Origin of the sequence: Alistipes dispar (genome assembly GCF_006542685.1) — a bacterium.
Lineage (GTDB): Bacteria > Bacteroidota > Bacteroidia > Bacteroidales > Rikenellaceae > Alistipes > Alistipes dispar.
In genome coordinates this window covers 1923606-1942099 of sequence record NZ_AP019736.1, presented here as the reverse complement: position 1 = coordinate 1942099, position 18494 = coordinate 1923606, and the positions used below count along the sequence as shown (strand labels likewise).

The following is an 18494-nucleotide window of genomic DNA, read 5'->3' as shown; positions in this document are numbered from 1 at the left end:
TTGCACAGCATATATGCCTAAATTGACATTGACCTTTCTCTATATGGAGCGCGAACATATCGGCAAGGATGTCTCCTGTGTTCCATATTATCTTGGACAAGCGCTCGGCTATGATGTCGAAATCGTTTCGCTGACAAGTGCAACGAACCGGAATTTCCCGGTTGAAAACGACGGAATACGGTACAAATTTCTTTTCCGCCGGGGCGACAGAAAAAACGGATGGTATAAACTTGTCTTTTTCTGGTGGTACCTTGTATGCAATGCCCGGAAAATCGATATCCTGATGCGGTTTCATTATTCGATACCTACCATTATCGAGGCTATTATATACAAAATATTCAATCCGGACGGCAAAGTTTATGTCAAATGCGACACAGATCATCATATTGCCGAGAAATTTCCGCAGCGGAAAGGCATAAAGGAAGGAATTCGACAATTGCTGTATAAAAAAGGGATCGCTGCTATTGATGTTATCTCTTGTGAGACGTCGAAAGCATACGCATTAATGACAAAATCCGATTCTCCCTATTTCGCATTCGGTGACAAACTGGTTTACGTACCGAACGGTTTTGACGAAACAAGCCTCCGGAAAACGCCGATCAAGATAAAGTCGTTCGATGAAAAAGAGAACAAAATAATAACAGTCGGCCGGTTAGGAACAAAACAGAAAAACACGGACATGCTGCTTGAGTCTTTGGCGCATATCAATCCGGCAGGATGGAAATTTTATTTCATAGGCCCGATCGAACCGGCATTTCAATCCAAAATAGATAGATTCTACAAGAATTTCCCCGATAAGCTCAGTTCGATCATATTTACCGGACCTATTCATGACAAGCAAAAATTGTGGGAACATTACAATTCGGCCAAGGTCTTCGTGCTGACGTCCCGGTGGGAAAGCTACGGCCTTGTTTTGGTAGAAGCAAGACGTTTCGGTTGCTATCTCGTTTCAACGGACGTCGGGGCAGCCCGCGATTTGATCGGGAATAATGAGTGCGGAGAATATATAAAACAGGAAGATGCAGTGGGACTACAACAAGCATTACAGCGAATCATTGATCTGCAAACTCCAATAAACACCACGATCGGGATGCCGGTGGAATTATCGTGGGAACATGTATTATATCCTGTCATTGAAAAATTACGGCAAAAATGATTTCAATCTGTTGCGCGATTGTTTTGTATAAAATGCAATTGAGCGAATCTCCGGCTTTCCAAAGCGCCTATGCACAAATCGGTACGCATCATAAGATTCGTCTTTTTATTTTTGACAATTCTCCGGATGCCGACAGCAATCATCGGAACTATCCGGATATTCGATACGATCATTGCCCCGATAACAAAGGGTTAGGTTATGCTTATAATGCAGCCGCCCGGTATGCGAGCAAGGAAAAACTGGACTGGTTGCTGCTTTTGGATCAAGATACGATTTTACCGGATGGTTTTTTCGATAGTTACATCGATGCAATTTCTGCTCATCCGGATCTGCAACTTTTCGTTCCACAGGTCTTTCTCCCGAAAGGTACGGAGTTTTCTCCTTTCAGACGCTGGAAAGCACAGAAAAATCCGTTGTCCCCTGGCAGAATTTATCCGATAAAACATTACTTACTCATAAATAGCGGATTATGTGTAAAGTTATCATTGTTCGAGCGTAGCGGCGGATACGACGAACGGATATGGCTCGATTTCGCAGACACGCAATTTGTCCGGAAACTGTGGCATTCGGGTGAAAGATATTTCTATCTGCTTCCGTGTAAATGCTTTCAAAATTTTTCGAATGAACAAACGGATATTGAAAAGCTGCAAAGTCGCTTCGAAATTTATCTGGAGTGCGGAAAAAATTGTAAATTTTTGGATTTCCCCGATTGGGCATTCCGGCAATATTGTGTTATTTCGCATACCTTATCTTTGACGATACGAACTCGGAAAATATCGTTTCTGACAAAAAGCATAACGAAATATTGGATGCGAAGATAAAAAATTATTCACTGATATAGTTGAATAGGGAATTCAATCCAATATGCTATAAGATGAGGATTCCACGGACAACATCTGAAAATGCTGCTTAAGACGACATATGAAACCATTCTCCAACGACAATAAATTAGGTAAATGGATCTTGGGATTTATTCAGCACTATAATCATGAAAAGTATTGGAAAAGAAGAGCTATAGTGACCGATCCGAACAACAAAACTCCTACTCTTTTAAAATTGTACTATCTATACTATATAAAAAAATGCGACGCTTACCATAATTGCTCTTTCGGCACAAATTTAGGAGCCGGAGCATTCTTTAAAACCCCTCCGATCCTGCTACATGGCCCCAACGGGATAATTATCGGCCATGATGTAAGTATTGGGAAAAACTGCACCATAGCTCAGCAGGTTACCATAAGTCACGGGGGGGGGTGCACGATAGGAGACAATGTGCTGATCGGGGCTGGAGCTAAAATTCTGGGGCATGTCAGAATCGGCAATAATGTCAAAATCGGAGCGAACTGTGTCGTTGTGGAAGATCTGCCCGATAATTCAACTTGTGTCCTGAGCAAACCGAGGATAATCCTTAGATAACTGATGGCGATAAAGTTCGGTCAAAAACACAACGGGAAGAATACGCAAATTAAAATATGATTTCAGTTTGTTTGGCGACCTATAATGGCGCGAAATTTATACGGGAGCAACTCCTTTCTATTCTTTCGCAACTCGGACCTCGAGATGAGATAATAATCTCAGATGACGGATCGACCGATCGTACTTTTGCAATTATCTCAGAGCTAAATGATTCCCGCATCCGAATTATAAAACATATCAAGACAACGGTTTATCCTCGCCGTTTTGATTATGTCACACACAATTTCGAAAATGCGCTTCGTCATGCCTCCGGTGAATTTATTTTTCTTTCGGATCAGGACGATGTCTGGTTACCGGGTAAGGTCGATACGATGCAAAAGGAGCTGCAAAATCATTTGCTGGTTTTATCTGACTGCAAAGTGGCCGATGCCTCTTTGCACATTATTCATGATTCCTACTTCAAGTTGAACGGACTACGAACAGGTATTTTGCGGAATCTGATCCGAAATTCGTTTTTGGGGTCCTGCATGGCTTTCAGGAGAGAGTTACTCGATAAAGCATTACCATGTCCACGCCACTCCGTGCCGCATGATATATGGTTGGGTTTGTTGGCATCTTATTACGGTAAAGTTTCTTATCTGCCGGTTCCATTGATGATTTATCGCAGACATGAAGCGACCGTATCCGCCTCGTGCGACAAAAGTTTTTTCCCTTTTTGGTTTAAAATCCGCTATCGCGTACATTGTCTGACTGCTTTTCTGAAAAGAATTTCTGTTAGATGAAAAAGATTTTGCACATCCCCAATTATTATCCACCGCATACGGGCGGAATCGAACAGGTTTGTCACATGGCCGTTTCTTCGTTATCCGAATACGAACATGAGGTGATTTGTTTCAACGATTGTCGGAATACCCGAATCTCATCTTACGAAGGAATTAAGGTCATTCGGGTGGGGACTTTTGCAAAAATCGCAAGTCAGGCACTATCCTTCGGCTATATGTGGCGGCTGCGTGCTGAAATCCGGTCTTTCAACCCTGATATTATTCATTTTCATGCTCCGAATCCTTTGGTCGGATTCTATCTTTTATGCGTATTACCTCGGCGGGTCCGATTGATCGTACACTACCATGCTGAAATATTAACATCAGCGTTTTTATACACTTGTTATCGTCCTTTCGAAAGTCTGTTGTTCCGCCGTGCCGATCTGATTCTTACAACGAGTCCCAAATTACGAGATGAGGCAAAGCCTTTGGCTCCATACCATAACAAATGTGTGGTTTTGGCCAATGTCATAGATACCCGGCGATTCGATCTCGTAAAAGCAGAAAAGGACCGCACGCATATTCGGGAAATACGAACTTGTTATGGCGATCGAAAGATCGTATTCTCTTACGGCCGCCATGTTCCATACAAGGGTCTGCGCTATCTCATTGAAGCGGAAAAATACATAAAAGAAGAATGCGTGCTGCTGATCGGAGGCGACGGACCTTTAACACCCCGGCTTCGGATGCAGGCAAAATCTCCTCGAATTCATTTCCTCGGTCGGATTCCGGACAATCAACTCAAATATTATCTTCACGCTGCGGACGTATTCGCATTCCCCTCCATAACAAGGGCCGAGGCATTCGGAGTAACGCTTCTCGAAAGTATGTATTGCTATACGCCTCCGGTAACATTCTCCATTCCCGCATCGGGAGTCAATTATGTTTCGCTAAACGGTGAAACGGGTTTGGAGGCACCTAATTCGGATGCAGTGGAATTTGCACGGGCCATAGACAGGTTGCTTTCCGAAGATACGCTTCGCTTGAAGATGGCTGAAGCCGGTCATCGGCGGGTAGATGAATTGTTTACATCTCAGATTTTCTCGGAAAAACTGAAGGATATATATGATCGGATATAACCAGAAATCAAAATCGGATAATCTGGGAACAGAATAAAAAAGAAGATACATCGCAACATATTGATACATAGAGAAGACAAGAAGCAGGCCCAAATCCCGTTTCCGACCGAAAAGCAACCGAAAAGAGTGTAACGGAACGAAAAGCCTTACGTATTGGAATACGTAAGGCTTTTCGTTTTTCCGGATGTCTCCGGAAAGTATGGCACGGAAAGGGACTATGTAGGGAATCATCTTTCCGGCTGCGGGGGCCGTGAAACTGTCGAGGTCCATCGAAGAAGCGACAAACCGGTAGAAAAAGGCCATGATCGTGTCCGCCGCGACCGAGATCAGAAGCCCTTTCGCCGCAAGTTTCCGTTTTCCTGTCCGGGCCATCCTGTATGCCAGACCGTTCATGACGATCGCCGCAGCGATGAGCGCCACGCCAAGGAAAATGAACAGCGGATCGCCTTTGGCCGCACCGAAATAATTGATCAATACGCCCAGAACCAGCGCCAATCCCACTCCGACGGGAAAAGCCACGGACATGCCGCAAAGCGCCACGGCCGCCGCAAGCAGGATGTTCGACGCATTGAAAACGACCCCGCCGAGAAAAGTCGAGAAAAGCAGCAGACCTATCACATAGTCACAATAGAAAAGTTCGTAGCGCCACGTCTTTGCGGCAAGTTTCTGGGTATTCCCCCACGAACCTCAACGACGCACCGTCGAGGTCTTCGTAAACGGCTCCGCCCGCAGCGTCGAATCCGAGGAATTTCGGTCCCCAGAAGTTGCCCAGCGGTTCGCCTTCGACAATCCGCATCGTGTACATCTTCAGATCGTCGGCGAAATATCCGATTTTGATCTCAACCATTTCGTACTGATCGTTCGAGAATCGCACCAGTTCGTTCCGGTTATAACTGACCGTAGCTCCCAGGTCCCATCAGAAGTTCCGGGTCGTGACCGGCGTCGAAGCGATCGTCAGTTCGATACCCGAGTTGTCGATGGTTCCCACGTTGGCGAAGGTCGAGGAGTAGAGATTGGGCGGCACGGGAACGCTGTACGTATAAAGCAGGTCCTTCGTGCGCTTCCAACGCAGCTCCTGATTGTCCGTAACGCCGAAGCCGGCACGAACGCAACCGGTTGTGGAGCCGGTTCCGGCCACGGGTCGAAACGATCGTCCGGGCCGAGTACGAACGCCCGCTGCTCAAATATTTCGATTTCGCCGCCTGGATCGAATCGCGGCTCACGGGAGTCGGCCTTGCGGAAGTCATAACCCGCAATGCGGGCCGACAGGCCGGACCGGGACATTGACCGGCCGCACGGACTGCCGTTCCGCCATCTTTGCCAGAAGTCCGGCGAGCCGCGTCACGAAGGTCTCTCCGGGGGCCCGACGCGAAAAGCCCTGCGACAGCCCGGAAACGGGCGGCCGCAGAGCTTCCCCGGAAACCGCTCCCGGCGGATGTCATCCGTCCCGCTCGACCGACAGCGCCACCAGCGCCACGACCGCCAGCACCAGTCCGACGGTCAGCATCGGTCCGGGAACCACGGCGAAGATCACCAGCGACAGCACCATCGTGATGAGCGGAGCCAGCCCCTGCATCGGGGAAATGATGATCGCCTTGCCGTAGCGATAGGCGTACACCAGCGTCAGAGCGCCCACCGCGTTGAGCAACTGGGTCAGAAATCCTCCGATCCAGAGTCCCGCACCGATCCGCCCGGATTGCGGTCCGGCCATACGCAGCGCCACGGGAACCAGCATCAGTCCCGTCAGCGCCATGTAGAAGAAGATGCTCTCGGCGCTCATCGAGGCGTTGGCGAACTTCATGACATAGCCCTGCACGCCCCACGCCACGAAGACGACGACCGCCAGCACCGGCCACAGACCGCCCTCCGCAGTTCCGTCGTGCGCCCCCTCCTGCCACGAGAGAAAGAAAATCGCCGCCAGCGCCACAACGATCCCGAAGATCTGGATGCGGCTGGCCCGTTCGTGCAGCAGCGCGAGCGACAGCGCGATGGTGACGACCGGCGACATCGACACGAACGGAAATACGATATAGGCGGGCCCGAAGCGCAGCGCCTCGAACAGCACGAGCTGACCGCCGGCCCCGAGCAGTCCGGCGCTCAGCCCCAGCAGCAACGCCCGCGGCGAACGGTCCAACCGCCACCGGGCGATCCGCAGGGCCGCCGCCGCACACGGGACCATCGAAAAGGCCCACACGACGTAAACATGTCCCGACGGGAATCCCGCCCGCTCGATCAGTTCGCTCAATTCGCCCCAAACGCCCCAGGTCAGCATGGTCACCAGCCCGAAAAAGAGCCAGCGGTGTTTTCCGATCCAATCCTTCATAACATGCTCTCTATTCGAGTTCGAAATCCAGCAGGCGGTTGTATCCGCTCGCCGCATCCCATATTCCTTCGTTGGCCAGCCGGATGCTGAAACACGGACTTTCGGCCAGGCGTTCGTCCGCATCGGGCAGCCACAACCACAACGTGCAGACGTCGCCCGCGACGAACTGCGGCGGCACGGCGAACCCGGCCGTCAGCGTATGCGTCTTCCCCGCGAACCAGCGGCGCGGATCCCACGGCATGTCGAAAACCTGCCGTTTCCGACCCGAAGCGTCGGTCAGCACCAGCTTCGCCGGACGGGGGTTGAACGGCGAGGCGAACCCCTCGTTGCGCAGCTCCAGCCCGACGACGAACTCCCCGCCGGCAACGGGCCGCCGCGTGAAACGTCCCGTCTCGAGAACGAACCGGTATCCCAGCCGCCGTTCGATCTCCCCGAGGCATCCCTCCTGCCGCCACCGGGCGATCACTCCGGGATGGTAGGCGCTGTTCAGATAGCTCCAATGGTACTCCTCCATGTCCGCCACCCCGTCGGTGCAGTCGCAGTACTCCGACACGCTGCATGTCTCGCCGCCCATGCTCACATAGCGGCTCTCCGTCCGCCAGAACTCCCGGTCGGCCTCCCCGACGAAGGTCCCCACATCGTCGCGGCTCGCCAGGAAACAGTCGTTGTGCGCCGCCACGCGCGAGCGCGCCGATCCGTCCCAGGCCGTCTGGAAGGAGACCGTATCCGCCGGAGAGAGCCCGCAGCACCGCATCTTGGCCGCGGGCGTGCGCACGGCCACCATGCGGTCGGCCGGCAGGGCGTCGAGCAAGGCGTCGAGGACCCGGCGGCGGGGCGCGTAATCGGTCTCCGTCACGGGTTCGAACCCGAAATGGTCCGTGTAATACCACTCGCCCCACACGCCGACGAACCCCGCCTGCAGGACACAAATCACCGCCCCGTACCGTTGCAGCAGCGGCCTGAGCTGGGCGATATGCCCCAGCACGACCGGCTCGGCCGCATCCCAGGGCTTCTCCCGCTCGGAATCGCTGTACGCAAAACGCACGATCGCCTTGCAGCCGCCCTCGTGCAGGGCTTCGAAATTTCGTTCCACCAGCTCCAGACACTCCTCCGACAGCGGGCGGTCGATGAAGTCGCGGAGAAAATACTCCAGCAGGACCAGCGAGCGGTTCAGGCGCCGCTGTCCCCGCAGGGTCTCCGGAGAGAGCGGTTCCGGCGTTCCGCCCCCGGCGAACCGGAAATCATAGGGGTAGTAGAATCCCCGTTCGGGATTGGGAAACGCCTCGTCCGAAGACACGTACGCCACCCGGCGCAATCCGTCGCCGCCGGAGGCCGCGCCGCCGTCCGAACAGGCCGCCGCGCAGAAAGAGAGCAGCGCGGCCGCCCCGAAAAAAACAGGTATCGTCATCGTAGTCGGTAATCCGTAAAAAAGCCGGCGCCGCAACGCCGCGACGCCGGCCGAAACAGTTGATTCGATCGGTTTGAACCGAAAGGCGGGCGTTCGCCTTGCCGTTCGTCAGCGGCCGACGAGCATGTTCTCGACCGCCCCGTGTCCGACGACGCCGTTCTCCTCGACCGCACTGCCGGCGGGGATGTAAGCGATATCGTTCCAATCGTACTGCAACCCGATTCCGACCCGGAAACGACTGCCCAGATTCGGGATCGAGGAGCGCACCACGACCACCTCGACGGCCTTGCGTCCGTTCTCCAGCTCCACGGGTTTCGATGCGGAGCAGACGCCCGATCCCGCGGCCAGCAGCTCGGTCCAGTCCCAGCCGCCCGAAAGGTTCTCGCCCGTCCAGTTGAAGATCGTGGGATCGTAGGCCGCCGGAGCGCCCGCGTCGTCCACGACCATCCCCTCGAACAGGATGTCCGCGCCGTCGTTCGTCCACGCCGCATTGCCCATGCCCGTCGTCGGACGGCCCTCGCCGTCGAAGGCCATGTCGGAATCCAGATAGAGGTGCATGATCTGCACGGGCTGCTCCGCCGAATCCTCGTACTCCACATAGAAATTCACGTAGGTTTCGCCCGCATAGACCTTGGCCACCTTCCCCGCCTTGTAGTAGGCGTCGTCGGGAACCGTGGCGACGGTCATTTCGCTCGCCGGAACCTTTTCCCAGTCCGAGAAATCGCCGTCGGCGGTAATCAGCACCTCGGGGGCCGGTCCGGACTTCGCTCCGATCAGCAGATTCTCCACGGCGCCGTGTTTCGGTTCGCCGTTCTCCTCGACCGCACTCCCGGCGGGCAGGTAGGCGATGTCGTTCCAGTCGTATTGCAGTCCGACGCCCAGCCGGAAGCTCTGTCCCAGGCCGGGAACGGCGCTCCGGGCAATGGTCATCTCGATCGCCATGTTGCCGTTGGGCAGTTCGACCGGCTCGCAGTTCGAGCAGATGCCCGCCCCCGCGGCCACCGCCTCCGTCCAGTCCCAGCCGCCGGAGAGCGGTTCGCCCGACCAGGTGAAGATCGTCGGAGCGTAGGCCGTCGGAGCGCCCGTATCGTCCCTGAGCATTCCCTCGAACAGGATGTCCGCGCCGTCGTTCGTCCACGCCGCATTGCCCATGCCCGTCGTCGGACGGCCCTCGCCGTCGAAGGCCATGTCGGAATCCAGATAGAGGTGCATGATCTGCACGGGCTGCTCCGCTTCCGAATATTCGAGGTAGATATTGATATAGGTGGCTCCGGCATAGACCTTCAGCCGGCGGCCGGCCGAATAGAAGGCGTCGTCGGGAACCGTGGCCGTCACCAGCTCGTCGGCGGGAATCGCGTCCCAGTCCGAGAAGTCGCCGTCCACGGTGATGAAGGTCTCGGGCCCCGCCGGCTCTTCGGGCTCCGTCCAGTCGCCCGAGAGGTTGGGACCCGGTTCGGGATCGTCGATGATGCAGCCGGCGGCGAAGAGCGGCAGCGCCAGCATCAGCGCCATTCGCGCAAAGAGTTGTCTTTTCATAATCGGTTCACGTTTTAGTCGTCAGGGAATCGGGTTAGTCGTTCTGCGGAATGCCGCTGACCGAGATTTCGTCGTAGGGAATGCGGTAGAGGATGCGCGGATCGTCGCAATCGACCACCTCCCAGGGCTGGACGCCTGCGAAACGGCGGTCCAGCGACCGCCCGTTGCGGAAAACGTCGAATGCGCGCTGTCCCTCGAAGCAGAGCTCCAGACGACGCTCGTCGAGCACCACGTCGAGCACCGACGAATACCCTGCCTCACGGTAATTGTCCAGCGTATAGAGGGCCTCCTCGGACAGTCCGGCGCGGCGGCGCAGCGCATTGACGTCATCCAGCGCCCCCTGCTCGTTGCCTGTCTTGGCATAGGCTTCGGCACGGTTGAGAATCACCTCGCCCCAGCGCAGCATCACGGGAGACGAGAGCAGCGGATGGGCGGCGTTGGTCGGGCTGGCGAATTTCTTGCACATGAAGGCAGGACAGGTGTTGAAGCTCTCGGTCTTCACGTCCACGTAGGCGCGCGTCTTCTCGCCGCCGACCGTCACGTAGAACTGCGTGCGGCCGTACTCCTGTTCGGCCTGCAAATAATGCCGGGAGCCGTTTTCCTCGTAATAATAGCCGTTGTCGTCGCGGAAGCAGTCGTAGAGTTGATTGACGCGGAAATCCGTTCCCTCCGAGGCGACCGCCCAGCGGACCTGCAACTGTCCCGTCTCGTCGGGATTCAGCCGCTCGCAGTAGGCCGTGAAGCGGATGTCTTCGGGATGGCGTTCGTAGAGGGCGATCAGCGGATCGGAGTAGTACATTTCGGCCCAGCCGCCCACACCGCGCTGGTCGGGCGTCCAGTACATCGAACCGACCGACTCGCGTCCGCGGTCCTCGTAATCCTCGTGCGCGACGGCCCAGAGGGTTTCGGACGAAGAGAGCGCATTTTCGAAATAGCGGGCATAGTCGGGATCGAGCTTGCTTTCGGCCGAAGCGCCTCCGAGCAGGCCGTTCACGGTCTCGATCACCTTGTCGTCCTCGCCGCGGTAGAGGTAAACCCGCGAAAGCAGGCCCATGGCCGCATCGTAGGAGACATATCCGGCATCGCCGCGGCGCGCCTTGTCCTTGAGCAGTCCGGCGGCCTTTACGAGGTCGTCGCGGATCTGATCATACACGGCGCCCACGGTCGAGCGCTCGGTGGTCGGCGTGTCGGTCGAGGTGCGCAGCACGACGCCCATGTTGTCGCGGCCGAAGGTATAGGGCCGCGAGTAGAGCATCGAGAGGTGCAGGTGACAGATGGCGCGCAGGAAATAGTTCTCGCCCAGCATCCGGTCGCCCTCGTCGCTCGCCCCTTCGGGCTGCGATTCGATCACGGCGTTGGCGCCGTAGATGATATGGTAGGCGCACCACCAGAAGTAGGAAGTGGGCAGATCGGTCTCCAGGTCGTTGTAGCAGATCTCGTTGTAGAGCGGGTCCTCGGTCTTGTTGGCCAGGCAGACGTTATCGCCGCGGAACTCCGACATCTGGAAGAAGTAGCGGACATAGGTGCTGCCCGAATACTCCGAACCCTTGTACTCCAGCACGTCCTTGAACATCGAGTAGTTGCCGTCGGTCGAATACTCCGTCGAAGAGGGGTTCCCGGCCATCTGGTCCGAGGTCATCGAATCGTTGGGGAAATAGTCCAGGTCGCAGGCCGAGAGGGTCAGCGAGGCGACTGCGCCCAAAAGTATCTTTTTCATGTCTTGTCGGTTTTACGGTTGGAATTAGAAGGTCAGATCGACGCCGAACATGAAGGTCCGGCCCACGGGATAGGGCGTGCTGTACATACCGGCCAGCGTGTACTCCGTACCTTGCAGATCGACCTCGGGGTCCATGCCCGAGAAGCGGGTGAAGGTGGCCAGGTTGTCGCCCGAAACGTAGATGCGCATGGCCTGCATCCGCATCTTCCTGACCCACTTTTCGGGCAGGTCGTAAGCCAGCGTGACGTTCTTGATGCGGAAGAAGCTGCCGTCCTCGAGGAACCGCGACGACACGGCGTTCGAGTTCTTGTTGCCGAACGCGACGGCCTTGGGGTGCGTGGCCACGTCGCCGGGCTTCTCCCAGCGCTTCCACTTCAGTCCGTTGTCCAGCGAGACGCTGTTGTGCGTCAGGAACGCGCCGTCGGCGTCCATCGTCAGGCGGTCGTTGTTGAAGATCTTGTTGCCGTACACGAAATTGGCCACGCCGCTCAGCGTGAAGTTGAAGACGCGCAGAGAGGTCGAGACGCCGCCGCTGAACTTGGGCGTGGCGACGCCCACGACCTGATTGGTCGCCTCGCTGTAATCGTTGGTCGGAATGCGTCCGGTCACCCGGCCGTGTTCGTCATAGACGACCTTCTCCCATACGGGATCGCCGTTGCCCGGATCGACGCCCAGCCATTTGGGCATGTACCAACTGTAAATATCCTGCCCCACCTTCACCTGCTGCGAGACGGTTCCGTTGCCGCCGCTCGACTGGAGGAATCCCTCGGGAGTCGGCGTAGTCAGCACGCGGTTGCGGTTGAACCCGATGTTGAATCCCGTGGTCCACGTCACGTCGCGGGTCTTCACGTTGGTCGTATTGAGCGCGATCTCGAAACCGCGGTTGCGGACCTTGCCCGCATTGGCCGTCTGGTCGAAGAAGCCCGTCGAAGGCGACAGCGGCACGTTGAGCAGCAGCTCGGAGTTGATGATGTTGTAGAAGTCGAGAGTGAGGTCGATCCGGCCGAGGAACGAAGCGTCGAGACCCACGCCGGTCATGTTGGCCGTCTCCCAGCCCAGATAGGGATTGGCCTTGCGGACGGGAATGGCCGTCACCTTGTTGTGGTATTTCGAGGCGAACGAATAGGAGTCGAGGTAGAGGTACGACCCGATCGACGAGTTACCCGTTTCGCCGTAGCTGGCGCGCAGCTTGAGCAGATCGAGCCATGCGGCGTCCCTGAGCCAGTTCTCGTGGCTGACGACCCACGAAGCGGCCACCGACGGGAAGTAACCCACCCGGTTCCTGGGCGCGAACTTCGAGCTGGCGTCGGCGCGGAACGACGCCGTGAGCGTGTACTTGTTCCGGTAGCTGTACTGCACCTGCGCGAAGACCGACCAGCCCTCGCCCCAGAGGTCGTACCCGCCGTTCTCGAAGGGAATCGTCGAATTCATCGAACCCATCCCCTCGGGCATGTCCTGTCCCGTCACGTCGAGGTACTCCTCCTTGTTGATTCCGTACTCGTAGCCCACCAGTCCGCCGAGGTTGTGGTCGCCGAACGAGTGCGCCGCCTTGACGAGGTTCGACGAGGAGATGCCCCATCCCTCCGACAGGCTGTTCGCAAGGCTGCCGTGCTCCGACTCGCCCACCGTGCGGGGGTCGATGCAGGTGATGTACTTCGAACCGCTGCGGTTGAACCGGTTCGACGAGGAGACCGTCAGCCAGTCGGTAGGATTCCACACCAGTTGCAGGTCGCCCACCAGATCGTCCGAATGCGACTTGGCGTAGTTGTACTTCTCGGCGAAGAGCGGATTGTAGCGGTACTGCGACAGCCAGGCGTGTTCGGTGTCCTTGTTCAGGTCGATGAGCGAGCCGTCGGCATAATAGGGGCTGTCCCACGGCACCATGCAGTAGGCCCACTCGAGCGTCTGATACGACGAGGAGCTGTAATCGCGCGAATTGGTGTAGGCGACGCGCGTGGTCATGCGCAGCGAACGCGCCAGTTCGGTCGAAAGGTTGATGCGGGCCGTCGTGCGGTGGAAGTCGGTATTGATGAGCGTTCCGTCCTCGCTGTAATGATCGAGGCTGACATAGTAATTGGTCTTGCCCGAGCTGCCGGATACCGAAGCGTAGTAATTCTGCACGACGCCCGTGCGGAAGATGGCGTCCACCCAGTCGAAATCCTGTCCGAGCAGCGATTCGGGACGCTGCGCCTGAAAAAGCACCTCGGGCATGTAGCTCTTCTGCGTATAGTAGAGCTCCTCCGAATCCATCATCTTCAGGCGGCCCTGCAACACCGACTTCACGCCGGCCGAGAACTTGAAATTGACCGTCGTCTTCTGCCCCTGCTTCGCCGACTTGGTCGTGACGACGATGACGCCGCCCGCACCCTCCGAACCGTAGATGGCCGTCGCTCCGGCATCCTTGAGCACGGTGAGCGTCTCCACGTCGTTGGGGTTGAACGTACCGCCGATGATGCCGTCCACCACGTAGAGCGGGTCGCTGGCTGCGGTGATGGAGCCCGTGCCGCGGATACGGATCGTAGCCTGCGAACCGGGCTGCCCCGAAGTATTATAGACCAGCACGCCGGCGGCCTTGCCCTGGAGCATGTTCCCGATGTCGGGCGAGGTGACGTCGGTGAGCTGCTCCGCGTCGAGCGAAACCACGGCGCTCGAAAGCTCCGTCTTGCGCTGCGACGAATAACCCATCACGACCACCTCGTCGAGGCTGTTCGACTGCGGTTCGAGCTCCACGTCGATCGTCGTCTGGTTGCTGTAGGTCACCTTCCGGTCCTCGAATCCCACGAACGAGAAGACGAGCACTTCGCCCGGGACGGCTTCCAGCGCATAGCGACCGTCCGCACCGGCCGATGTCCCCCGCGTCGTGCCCTCGACGACGACCGTCGCACCCGGGAGGGGCGATTTGTCCTCTGCCGAGAGCACCGTACCCTGAACGGCGGTCTGCGCATGGGCGCTCCCCGCCAAGAGGAGGAAAGCCGGCAGTTGAGTTCTGAGGAATGATTTAAGATTCATACGAATTAGGTTTTGATGGTTTGGTTTATGCTTGCTATTTTTCACGGACTTCGATCAGATAGCTGCGATCGAACGACGGAACGATGAAGGGGTCGTCGCCGCTGACCTCGTAGCTGCGCGGATAGTCGGCCGCATACTCCGTGACCACATAGGTCCGGCCGCGCTCCAGACCGCGCAGCTCGATGCGACCGCCGTCCCAGCGGTCGGCATAGAAGGCGTAGTAGAGCGCCCCGTCCTTGCGGATGACGTGTCCTTCGGGCCGGTCGAAACCGATGTCGTAAAGATTCAGGTAGTCGCCGAGCGAGAGCATTCTGTCGGTGTAGATCTTCACCCATTTCTTATACAGCCGCTCCTTCTCCGGCGTGAGCCGGTAATCCGCCTCGACGGCCGGGTTGTTCTCGGGCCAGGTGAATTTCGAACCGATCACGGCGCCGATCCCGATCTGCGAGGCAAAATCGTCGCCTCCGTCCGTCAGCTCCACGTGATCGCCGTAATAGGCCAGCCCGGGATTGATCGCCTTGTAACTCTTGCCCTTCAGCCGCACCTGCCAGCTCGACGTGGGATCGGAGGCCACGGCCTGATTCATATAGGGGATGTTGAAGAAGTTTACCGCGCATCCGCACGGGCAGAGCTGCACCACGGCATCGGGCTTGATGGCGCGCGCCCGGTCGAAGATCGCGCGGAAGAAGGAGGGGAAGCGCTCCACGGCCTGCTCCGGATCGTCCAGCCCGCTCGCCGGGTTGTGATCCGGCAGGCAGAGGTTCAGATGCTGTCCGTCGAGTTTCAGACCGTCGAAATTCCACTCGCGCATGAAACGGTCCACCAATCCCAGCGTGTAGCGCTCCGTGGCGGGATTGACCGGCGAGAGGTAGTAACTGTCCCACCAGGTGATGTATTCGGGCGTCCCTTCGGCCGTCTGCAACAGCATCTCGGGGTGTTCGCGCAGGATGCGCGTGCCGGGATCGGCCGCCATCGGCGCCCACCACAGCTTGGCCTTCATGCCCAGCGCGTGAATGGCATCGGTCATACGGCGCATGTCGCGGCCGCCTCCCGGAAAACGGGAGTTCGTCTCCCAATCGCCCTCGGCGATCTGGTAGCCGTCGTCCACGTCCACCCACCTGAAGCCCAGTTCGGCCACTTTGGGCAGCGTTCCGATCACCTCGCCGACGGTGAACTGCCGTTCGTATCCCCAAGCGCACCAGACCGGCTCGAAGGCCCCGGGTTCGGAAGCGGCCATGCGGATGCCGCGGTAGCGCTGCATGTAGGTCGAAAAGCTGCGCAGCGGATCGAAGAAATCGCCCTGCTGCACGGCCACGAAGCTGTCGTAAGCCGCCAGCGTGTCGCCCCGGGCGAAGAGCAGTTCCTCGTCGAATCCGCGCACGAGGGACATCGTCGCCGCGTCGCTGCTGCGGCTCCAGACGACGGGCATGGAGACCGTACGCAGACAGGGTTCGGTCAGTCCGACGCTCACGCCGCCGTCGCGCCGCCAGAGCGAAACCATCGGAATGCCGCCGCCGTAATCCGTGTTGTTCATGCCGAGGTAGTTCTCCTGCCGGAATCCCGGACGCACCGGAAGCACCCAGTCCGCCCGGGCCGAGGTGGAGGTGGGCTGGAACGACCACAACAGCGAGTCGGCCCCGATGCGCAGTTCGTTCGCCACCAGACGGCGCACGTGCAGGTCGCCGCCCCGATTGATATAGCGCGTGCTTACGAGCAGCATTCCGTCGCAATCCCCTTCGGGGACCGTGACCGTCATCCGTTTTTCGACCGCGATGCCGTCGCCCTCCGCAAGCCCGGTCAGGCAATAGCCTCCCTCGCAGCGTTCGACGCGTCCGAGCCTGAAATCGACGATTTCGGCCTCGTCGCACACCAGCCGGTCGAAGGGTCTGAAGTCGTCGCAGAAGGGGGCCGTCCCCCCGTGCAGCGAACGGATGCGCACATGCATGCGGCCGTCCACTTCCATTTCAATTCCGCCGTTCGAGATGCGCTGCGGCGACGAGCACGCGGCCGCCGAGAGCAGAAAGGCGATGATCAGCAGTTTTTTCATGTTCGTTCGGGTGTTAGTCGAGGTGAAGGAGCCGGGCGGCATTGCCGTAGTAGATTTTCCGCAGCACGTCGTCGGGAAGACGGAAGCCGCTGTAAGCCCAGTGATACCCGTAGTCGGGGTTGTAGAAGTGTTCGTCGTCGGTCTCCAGAATCCGGAAGACCATGCGGTACATGCCGGGGTCCGTACCGTTGTCCGTGCCGAAGAGGACGCGGTCCGCATACCGGACGAGGAAACGGCGCGTGGCGCGCGGCGTGGCGGCCGACTCGCCCGCCCGGCCGGCAATGTCCACATAGAGGTTCGGATACCTGTCGAGCAGCCTCCCGAGCCGCTCCAGGTCCTGATTCATGTTCAGGTAGTGGCAGGCGATGAAGGTCGTCCCGGGATAGGCGGCCAGCGCGCGTTCGAAGGTCGCCATCAGCTCCTCGTAACCGCGGCAGCCCTCCGCGGAGGTGTCCACGGCCCAGTCTGCACCGTTCATCAGTCCGTCATTGTGCCGGTCCAGCGGCTCGTACATCCAGATCGGTTCGGCGATATGGATGCTAACGGGCATTCCCAGCTCGCCGCACCGTTCGATAAGCGGGCGCAGGCGCGGATCGTCGAGGTGGATGCCCCGTCCGGGCACGGGACGGGCATAGGTGTCGCCCAGCCCCTTGTCCACCATCTCGCCGACGCCGCGGGCTCCCAGCGCATGACAGCGCTCCAGCTCGCGAACGGCCCGTTCGGCCCATCCGGGTTCGCCGAATCCCGTGTAGTCGAAACAGCACCAGAACAGGAAACGGTCGCCGTAGGGCCGGTATTTGCGTATATACTCCTCGAAGGGCGCACCGATCCACTCGCAGTGCATGACGCTCGAATAGCGTATGTTGCACGAGTCAAGCGTACGCACCCATGCGGCCACTCCGGCATCGTCGGCGGCGTAGTCGTGCGAATGCATGTCCACGACGGGGAATTTGGCCCGCCGGACATCGGTCCGGGGAATGCGGAATACGGACCGCGGTTCGTAATCCTTCAGCCGGAGTTCCTGCACGGCGGCTTTCCGTTCTTCGAGGCTCTGCGCCGACACGGAGCCGGCGGCCGGAATCCCGAGCAGGGCGATGGTCATCAGACAAACAGGTTTCATCGGATCATGGTTTTCAGGTCAGTATCTTCGGTTCCGGTCAGCGACGGGCCGTGCCCGTCATCCGGTATTTTTCTTCGAGCAGCGCCGTCACAGGCTCCACGGCCTTCGGAAAGACCTTGCGCAGGTCGATCTCGTCCGAGGCGGTCAGGACGCCCTTGAGCGAGCGCATGAAGGTATCCTTGATCTCGGTGGCCAGGTTCACCTTCGAAATGCCGGCCGCGATCGCCTCGCGGACCATCGGATGCGGAATGCCCGAACTGCCGTGCAGCACCAGCACCGCGTCGGTGGCCGCACGGATCGCCTTCAGCCGCTCCATATCCAGATGCGGCGTTTCCCGGTAGAAGCCGTGCGCCGAACCGATGGCCACGGCCAGCGCATCGACGCCCGTCTCCCGCACGAAGCGCGCGGCTTCCTCCGGAGTCGTGAACCCGCCGCCCTGCCGCTGCCCCAGCTTGGCCACGTAACCCAGCTCGGCCTCCACATTGGCCCCGTAGGGACGCGCCAGCTCGACGACACGGCGCGTCACGGTCACATTCTCCCCGAAAGGCCGCTCGCTGGCGTCGATCATCACCGAGTCGAATCCGGCCTCCAGGCAACGCTGCGCCAGCTCGACGCTCGGTCCGTGGTCGAGATGTATCCACCCCTCGAGACCGTAGTCGGCCAGTCCCTGACGCCCCATGCGGACGGCCTGTTCGAGCCCCATGTAGTCGATCGAGCTGCGCGTGAGTTGCAGCAAGACCGGAGCATCGACCGCCCGGGCGGCCTTCAGGACGGCCGTCAGCGTCTCGAAATTGTAGAAATTGGTGGCGAGGACCGCCGTTCCGGCGGCCTGACACGCCTTGAGTCGTTCCCGTATGTGCAT

General features: G+C 58.2%; 15 protein-coding genes and 1 pseudogene. 5 read left to right on the top strand and 11 right to left on the bottom strand.

The window, feature by feature from the left end; genetic code table 11:
- The first annotated feature begins 13 nt into the window (after positions 1 to 13).
- From FME97_RS08155 to FME97_RS08135, 5 genes are all read left to right on the top strand, one after another.
- Positions 14 to 1156, top strand: a complete 1143-nt coding sequence (locus tag FME97_RS08155) for a glycosyltransferase (RefSeq protein ID WP_141428860.1) — start codon at positions 14 to 16, stop codon at positions 1154 to 1156.
- Positions 1153 to 1977: a glycosyltransferase gene (locus tag FME97_RS08150; RefSeq protein ID WP_141428858.1), complete on the top strand. Its 825-nt coding sequence runs from the start codon at positions 1153 to 1155 to the stop codon at positions 1975 to 1977. Before FME97_RS08155 ends, FME97_RS08150 begins: the two co-directional genes overlap by 4 nt.
- Before the next feature lie 100 nt (positions 1978 to 2077).
- Positions 2078 to 2572 (top strand): serine O-acetyltransferase, encoded by a 495-nt coding sequence (locus tag FME97_RS08145; protein WP_141428856.1) that lies wholly within the window; start codon positions 2078 to 2080, stop codon positions 2570 to 2572.
- Positions 2573 to 2628: 56 nt separating this feature from the next.
- A complete protein-coding gene (locus FME97_RS08140) occupies positions 2629 to 3354 on the top strand; it encodes a glycosyltransferase family 2 protein (RefSeq protein ID WP_141428854.1) in 726 nt (241 codons plus the stop codon).
- Positions 3351 to 4472: a glycosyltransferase gene (locus tag FME97_RS08135; RefSeq protein ID WP_141428852.1), complete on the top strand. Its 1122-nt coding sequence runs from the start codon at positions 3351 to 3353 to the stop codon at positions 4470 to 4472. Before FME97_RS08140 ends, FME97_RS08135 begins: the two co-directional genes overlap by 4 nt.
- Positions 4473 to 4679: 207 nt before the next feature.
- On the opposite strand, the pseudogene FME97_RS12570 reads toward FME97_RS08135, so the two are convergent.
- From FME97_RS12570 to FME97_RS08080, 11 genes and pseudogenes are all read right to left on the bottom strand, one after another.
- Positions 4680 to 5159: pseudogene (locus FME97_RS12570) on the bottom strand (multidrug DMT transporter permease); the annotation flags it as partial.
- Positions 5095 to 5319, bottom strand: a complete 225-nt coding sequence (locus FME97_RS08125; protein ID WP_141428851.1) for a hypothetical protein — start codon at positions 5317 to 5319, stop codon at positions 5095 to 5097. The gene FME97_RS08125 and the pseudogene FME97_RS12570, both read right to left, overlap by 65 nt.
- Positions 5320 to 5388: 69 nt before the next feature.
- On the bottom strand, positions 5389 to 5610 hold the full coding sequence (locus FME97_RS08120; RefSeq protein ID WP_141428850.1) for a hypothetical protein: 222 nt from the start codon (positions 5608 to 5610) through the stop codon (positions 5389 to 5391).
- A 300-nt stretch (positions 5611 to 5910) separates the two neighbouring features.
- The gene (locus FME97_RS08115; RefSeq protein WP_141428848.1) at positions 5911 to 6795 is read right to left on the bottom strand and encodes a DMT family transporter; all 885 of its coding nucleotides are present in this window, start codon (positions 6793 to 6795) and stop codon (positions 5911 to 5913) included.
- A 10-nt stretch (positions 6796 to 6805) separates the two neighbouring features.
- A complete protein-coding gene (locus FME97_RS08110; RefSeq protein ID WP_141428846.1) occupies positions 6806 to 8203 on the bottom strand; it encodes a DUF4832 domain-containing protein in 1398 nt (465 codons plus the stop codon).
- Between the two features lie 108 nt (positions 8204 to 8311).
- Positions 8312 to 9739, bottom strand: coding sequence for a hypothetical protein (locus FME97_RS08105; RefSeq protein ID WP_141428844.1), 1428 nt, complete (start codon positions 9737 to 9739; stop codon positions 8312 to 8314).
- Positions 9740 to 9773: 34 nt separating this feature from the next.
- Positions 9774 to 11456, bottom strand: coding sequence for a RagB/SusD family nutrient uptake outer membrane protein (locus tag FME97_RS08100; RefSeq protein ID WP_141428843.1), 1683 nt, complete (start codon positions 11454 to 11456; stop codon positions 9774 to 9776).
- A 24-nt stretch (positions 11457 to 11480) separates the two neighbouring features.
- Entirely contained in the window at positions 11481 to 14465 is a 2985-nt protein-coding gene (locus FME97_RS08095) for a SusC/RagA family TonB-linked outer membrane protein (RefSeq protein ID WP_141428841.1), read from the bottom strand.
- A 34-nt stretch (positions 14466 to 14499) separates the two neighbouring features.
- On the bottom strand, positions 14500 to 16512 hold the full coding sequence (locus FME97_RS08090; protein ID WP_141428839.1) for a glycoside hydrolase family 36 protein: 2013 nt from the start codon (positions 16510 to 16512) through the stop codon (positions 14500 to 14502).
- 13 nt (positions 16513 to 16525) lie between these two features.
- Positions 16526 to 17632, bottom strand: coding sequence for an amidohydrolase family protein (locus FME97_RS08085; RefSeq protein ID WP_141428837.1), 1107 nt, complete (start codon positions 17630 to 17632; stop codon positions 16526 to 16528).
- A gap of 37 nt (positions 17633 to 17669) precedes the next feature.
- On the bottom strand, positions 17670 to 18494 hold the full coding sequence (locus FME97_RS08080; protein ID WP_141428835.1) for a class II fructose-bisphosphate aldolase: 825 nt from the start codon (positions 18492 to 18494) through the stop codon (positions 17670 to 17672).

Bases quoted from the DNA above. Each gene is read 5' to 3' on its own strand.
- FME97_RS08155 (WP_141428860.1), top strand. From the start codon at position 14: ATGCCTAAATTGACATTGACCTTTCTCTATATGGAGCGCGAACATATC.
- FME97_RS08150 (WP_141428858.1), top strand. From the start codon at position 1,153: ATGATTTCAATCTGTTGCGCGATTGTTTTGTATAAAATGCAATTGAGC.
- FME97_RS08145 (WP_141428856.1), top strand. From the start codon at position 2,078: ATGAAACCATTCTCCAACGACAATAAATTAGGTAAATGGATCTTGGGA.
- FME97_RS08140 (WP_141428854.1), top strand. From the start codon at position 2,629: ATGATTTCAGTTTGTTTGGCGACCTATAATGGCGCGAAATTTATACGG.
- FME97_RS08135 (WP_141428852.1), top strand. From the start codon at position 3,351: ATGAAAAAGATTTTGCACATCCCCAATTATTATCCACCGCATACGGGC.
- FME97_RS08125 (WP_141428851.1), bottom strand. From the start codon at position 5,319: ATGGTTGAGATCAAAATCGGATATTTCGCCGACGATCTGAAGATGTAC.
- FME97_RS08115 (WP_141428848.1), bottom strand. From the start codon at position 6,795: ATGAAGGATTGGATCGGAAAACACCGCTGGCTCTTTTTCGGGCTGGTG.
- FME97_RS08110 (WP_141428846.1), bottom strand. From the start codon at position 8,203: ATGACGATACCTGTTTTTTTCGGGGCGGCCGCGCTGCTCTCTTTCTGC.
- FME97_RS08105 (WP_141428844.1), bottom strand. From the start codon at position 9,739: ATGAAAAGACAACTCTTTGCGCGAATGGCGCTGATGCTGGCGCTGCCG.
- FME97_RS08100 (WP_141428843.1), bottom strand. From the start codon at position 11,456: ATGAAAAAGATACTTTTGGGCGCAGTCGCCTCGCTGACCCTCTCGGCC.
- FME97_RS08095 (WP_141428841.1), bottom strand. From the start codon at position 14,465: ATGAATCTTAAATCATTCCTCAGAACTCAACTGCCGGCTTTCCTCCTC.
- FME97_RS08090 (WP_141428839.1), bottom strand. From the start codon at position 16,512: ATGAAAAAACTGCTGATCATCGCCTTTCTGCTCTCGGCGGCCGCGTGC.
- FME97_RS08085 (WP_141428837.1), bottom strand. From the start codon at position 17,632: ATGAAACCTGTTTGTCTGATGACCATCGCCCTGCTCGGGATTCCGGCC.
- FME97_RS08080 (WP_141428835.1), bottom strand. From the start codon at position 18,494: ATGCACATACGGGAACGACTCAAGGCGTGTCAGGCCGCCGGAACGGCG.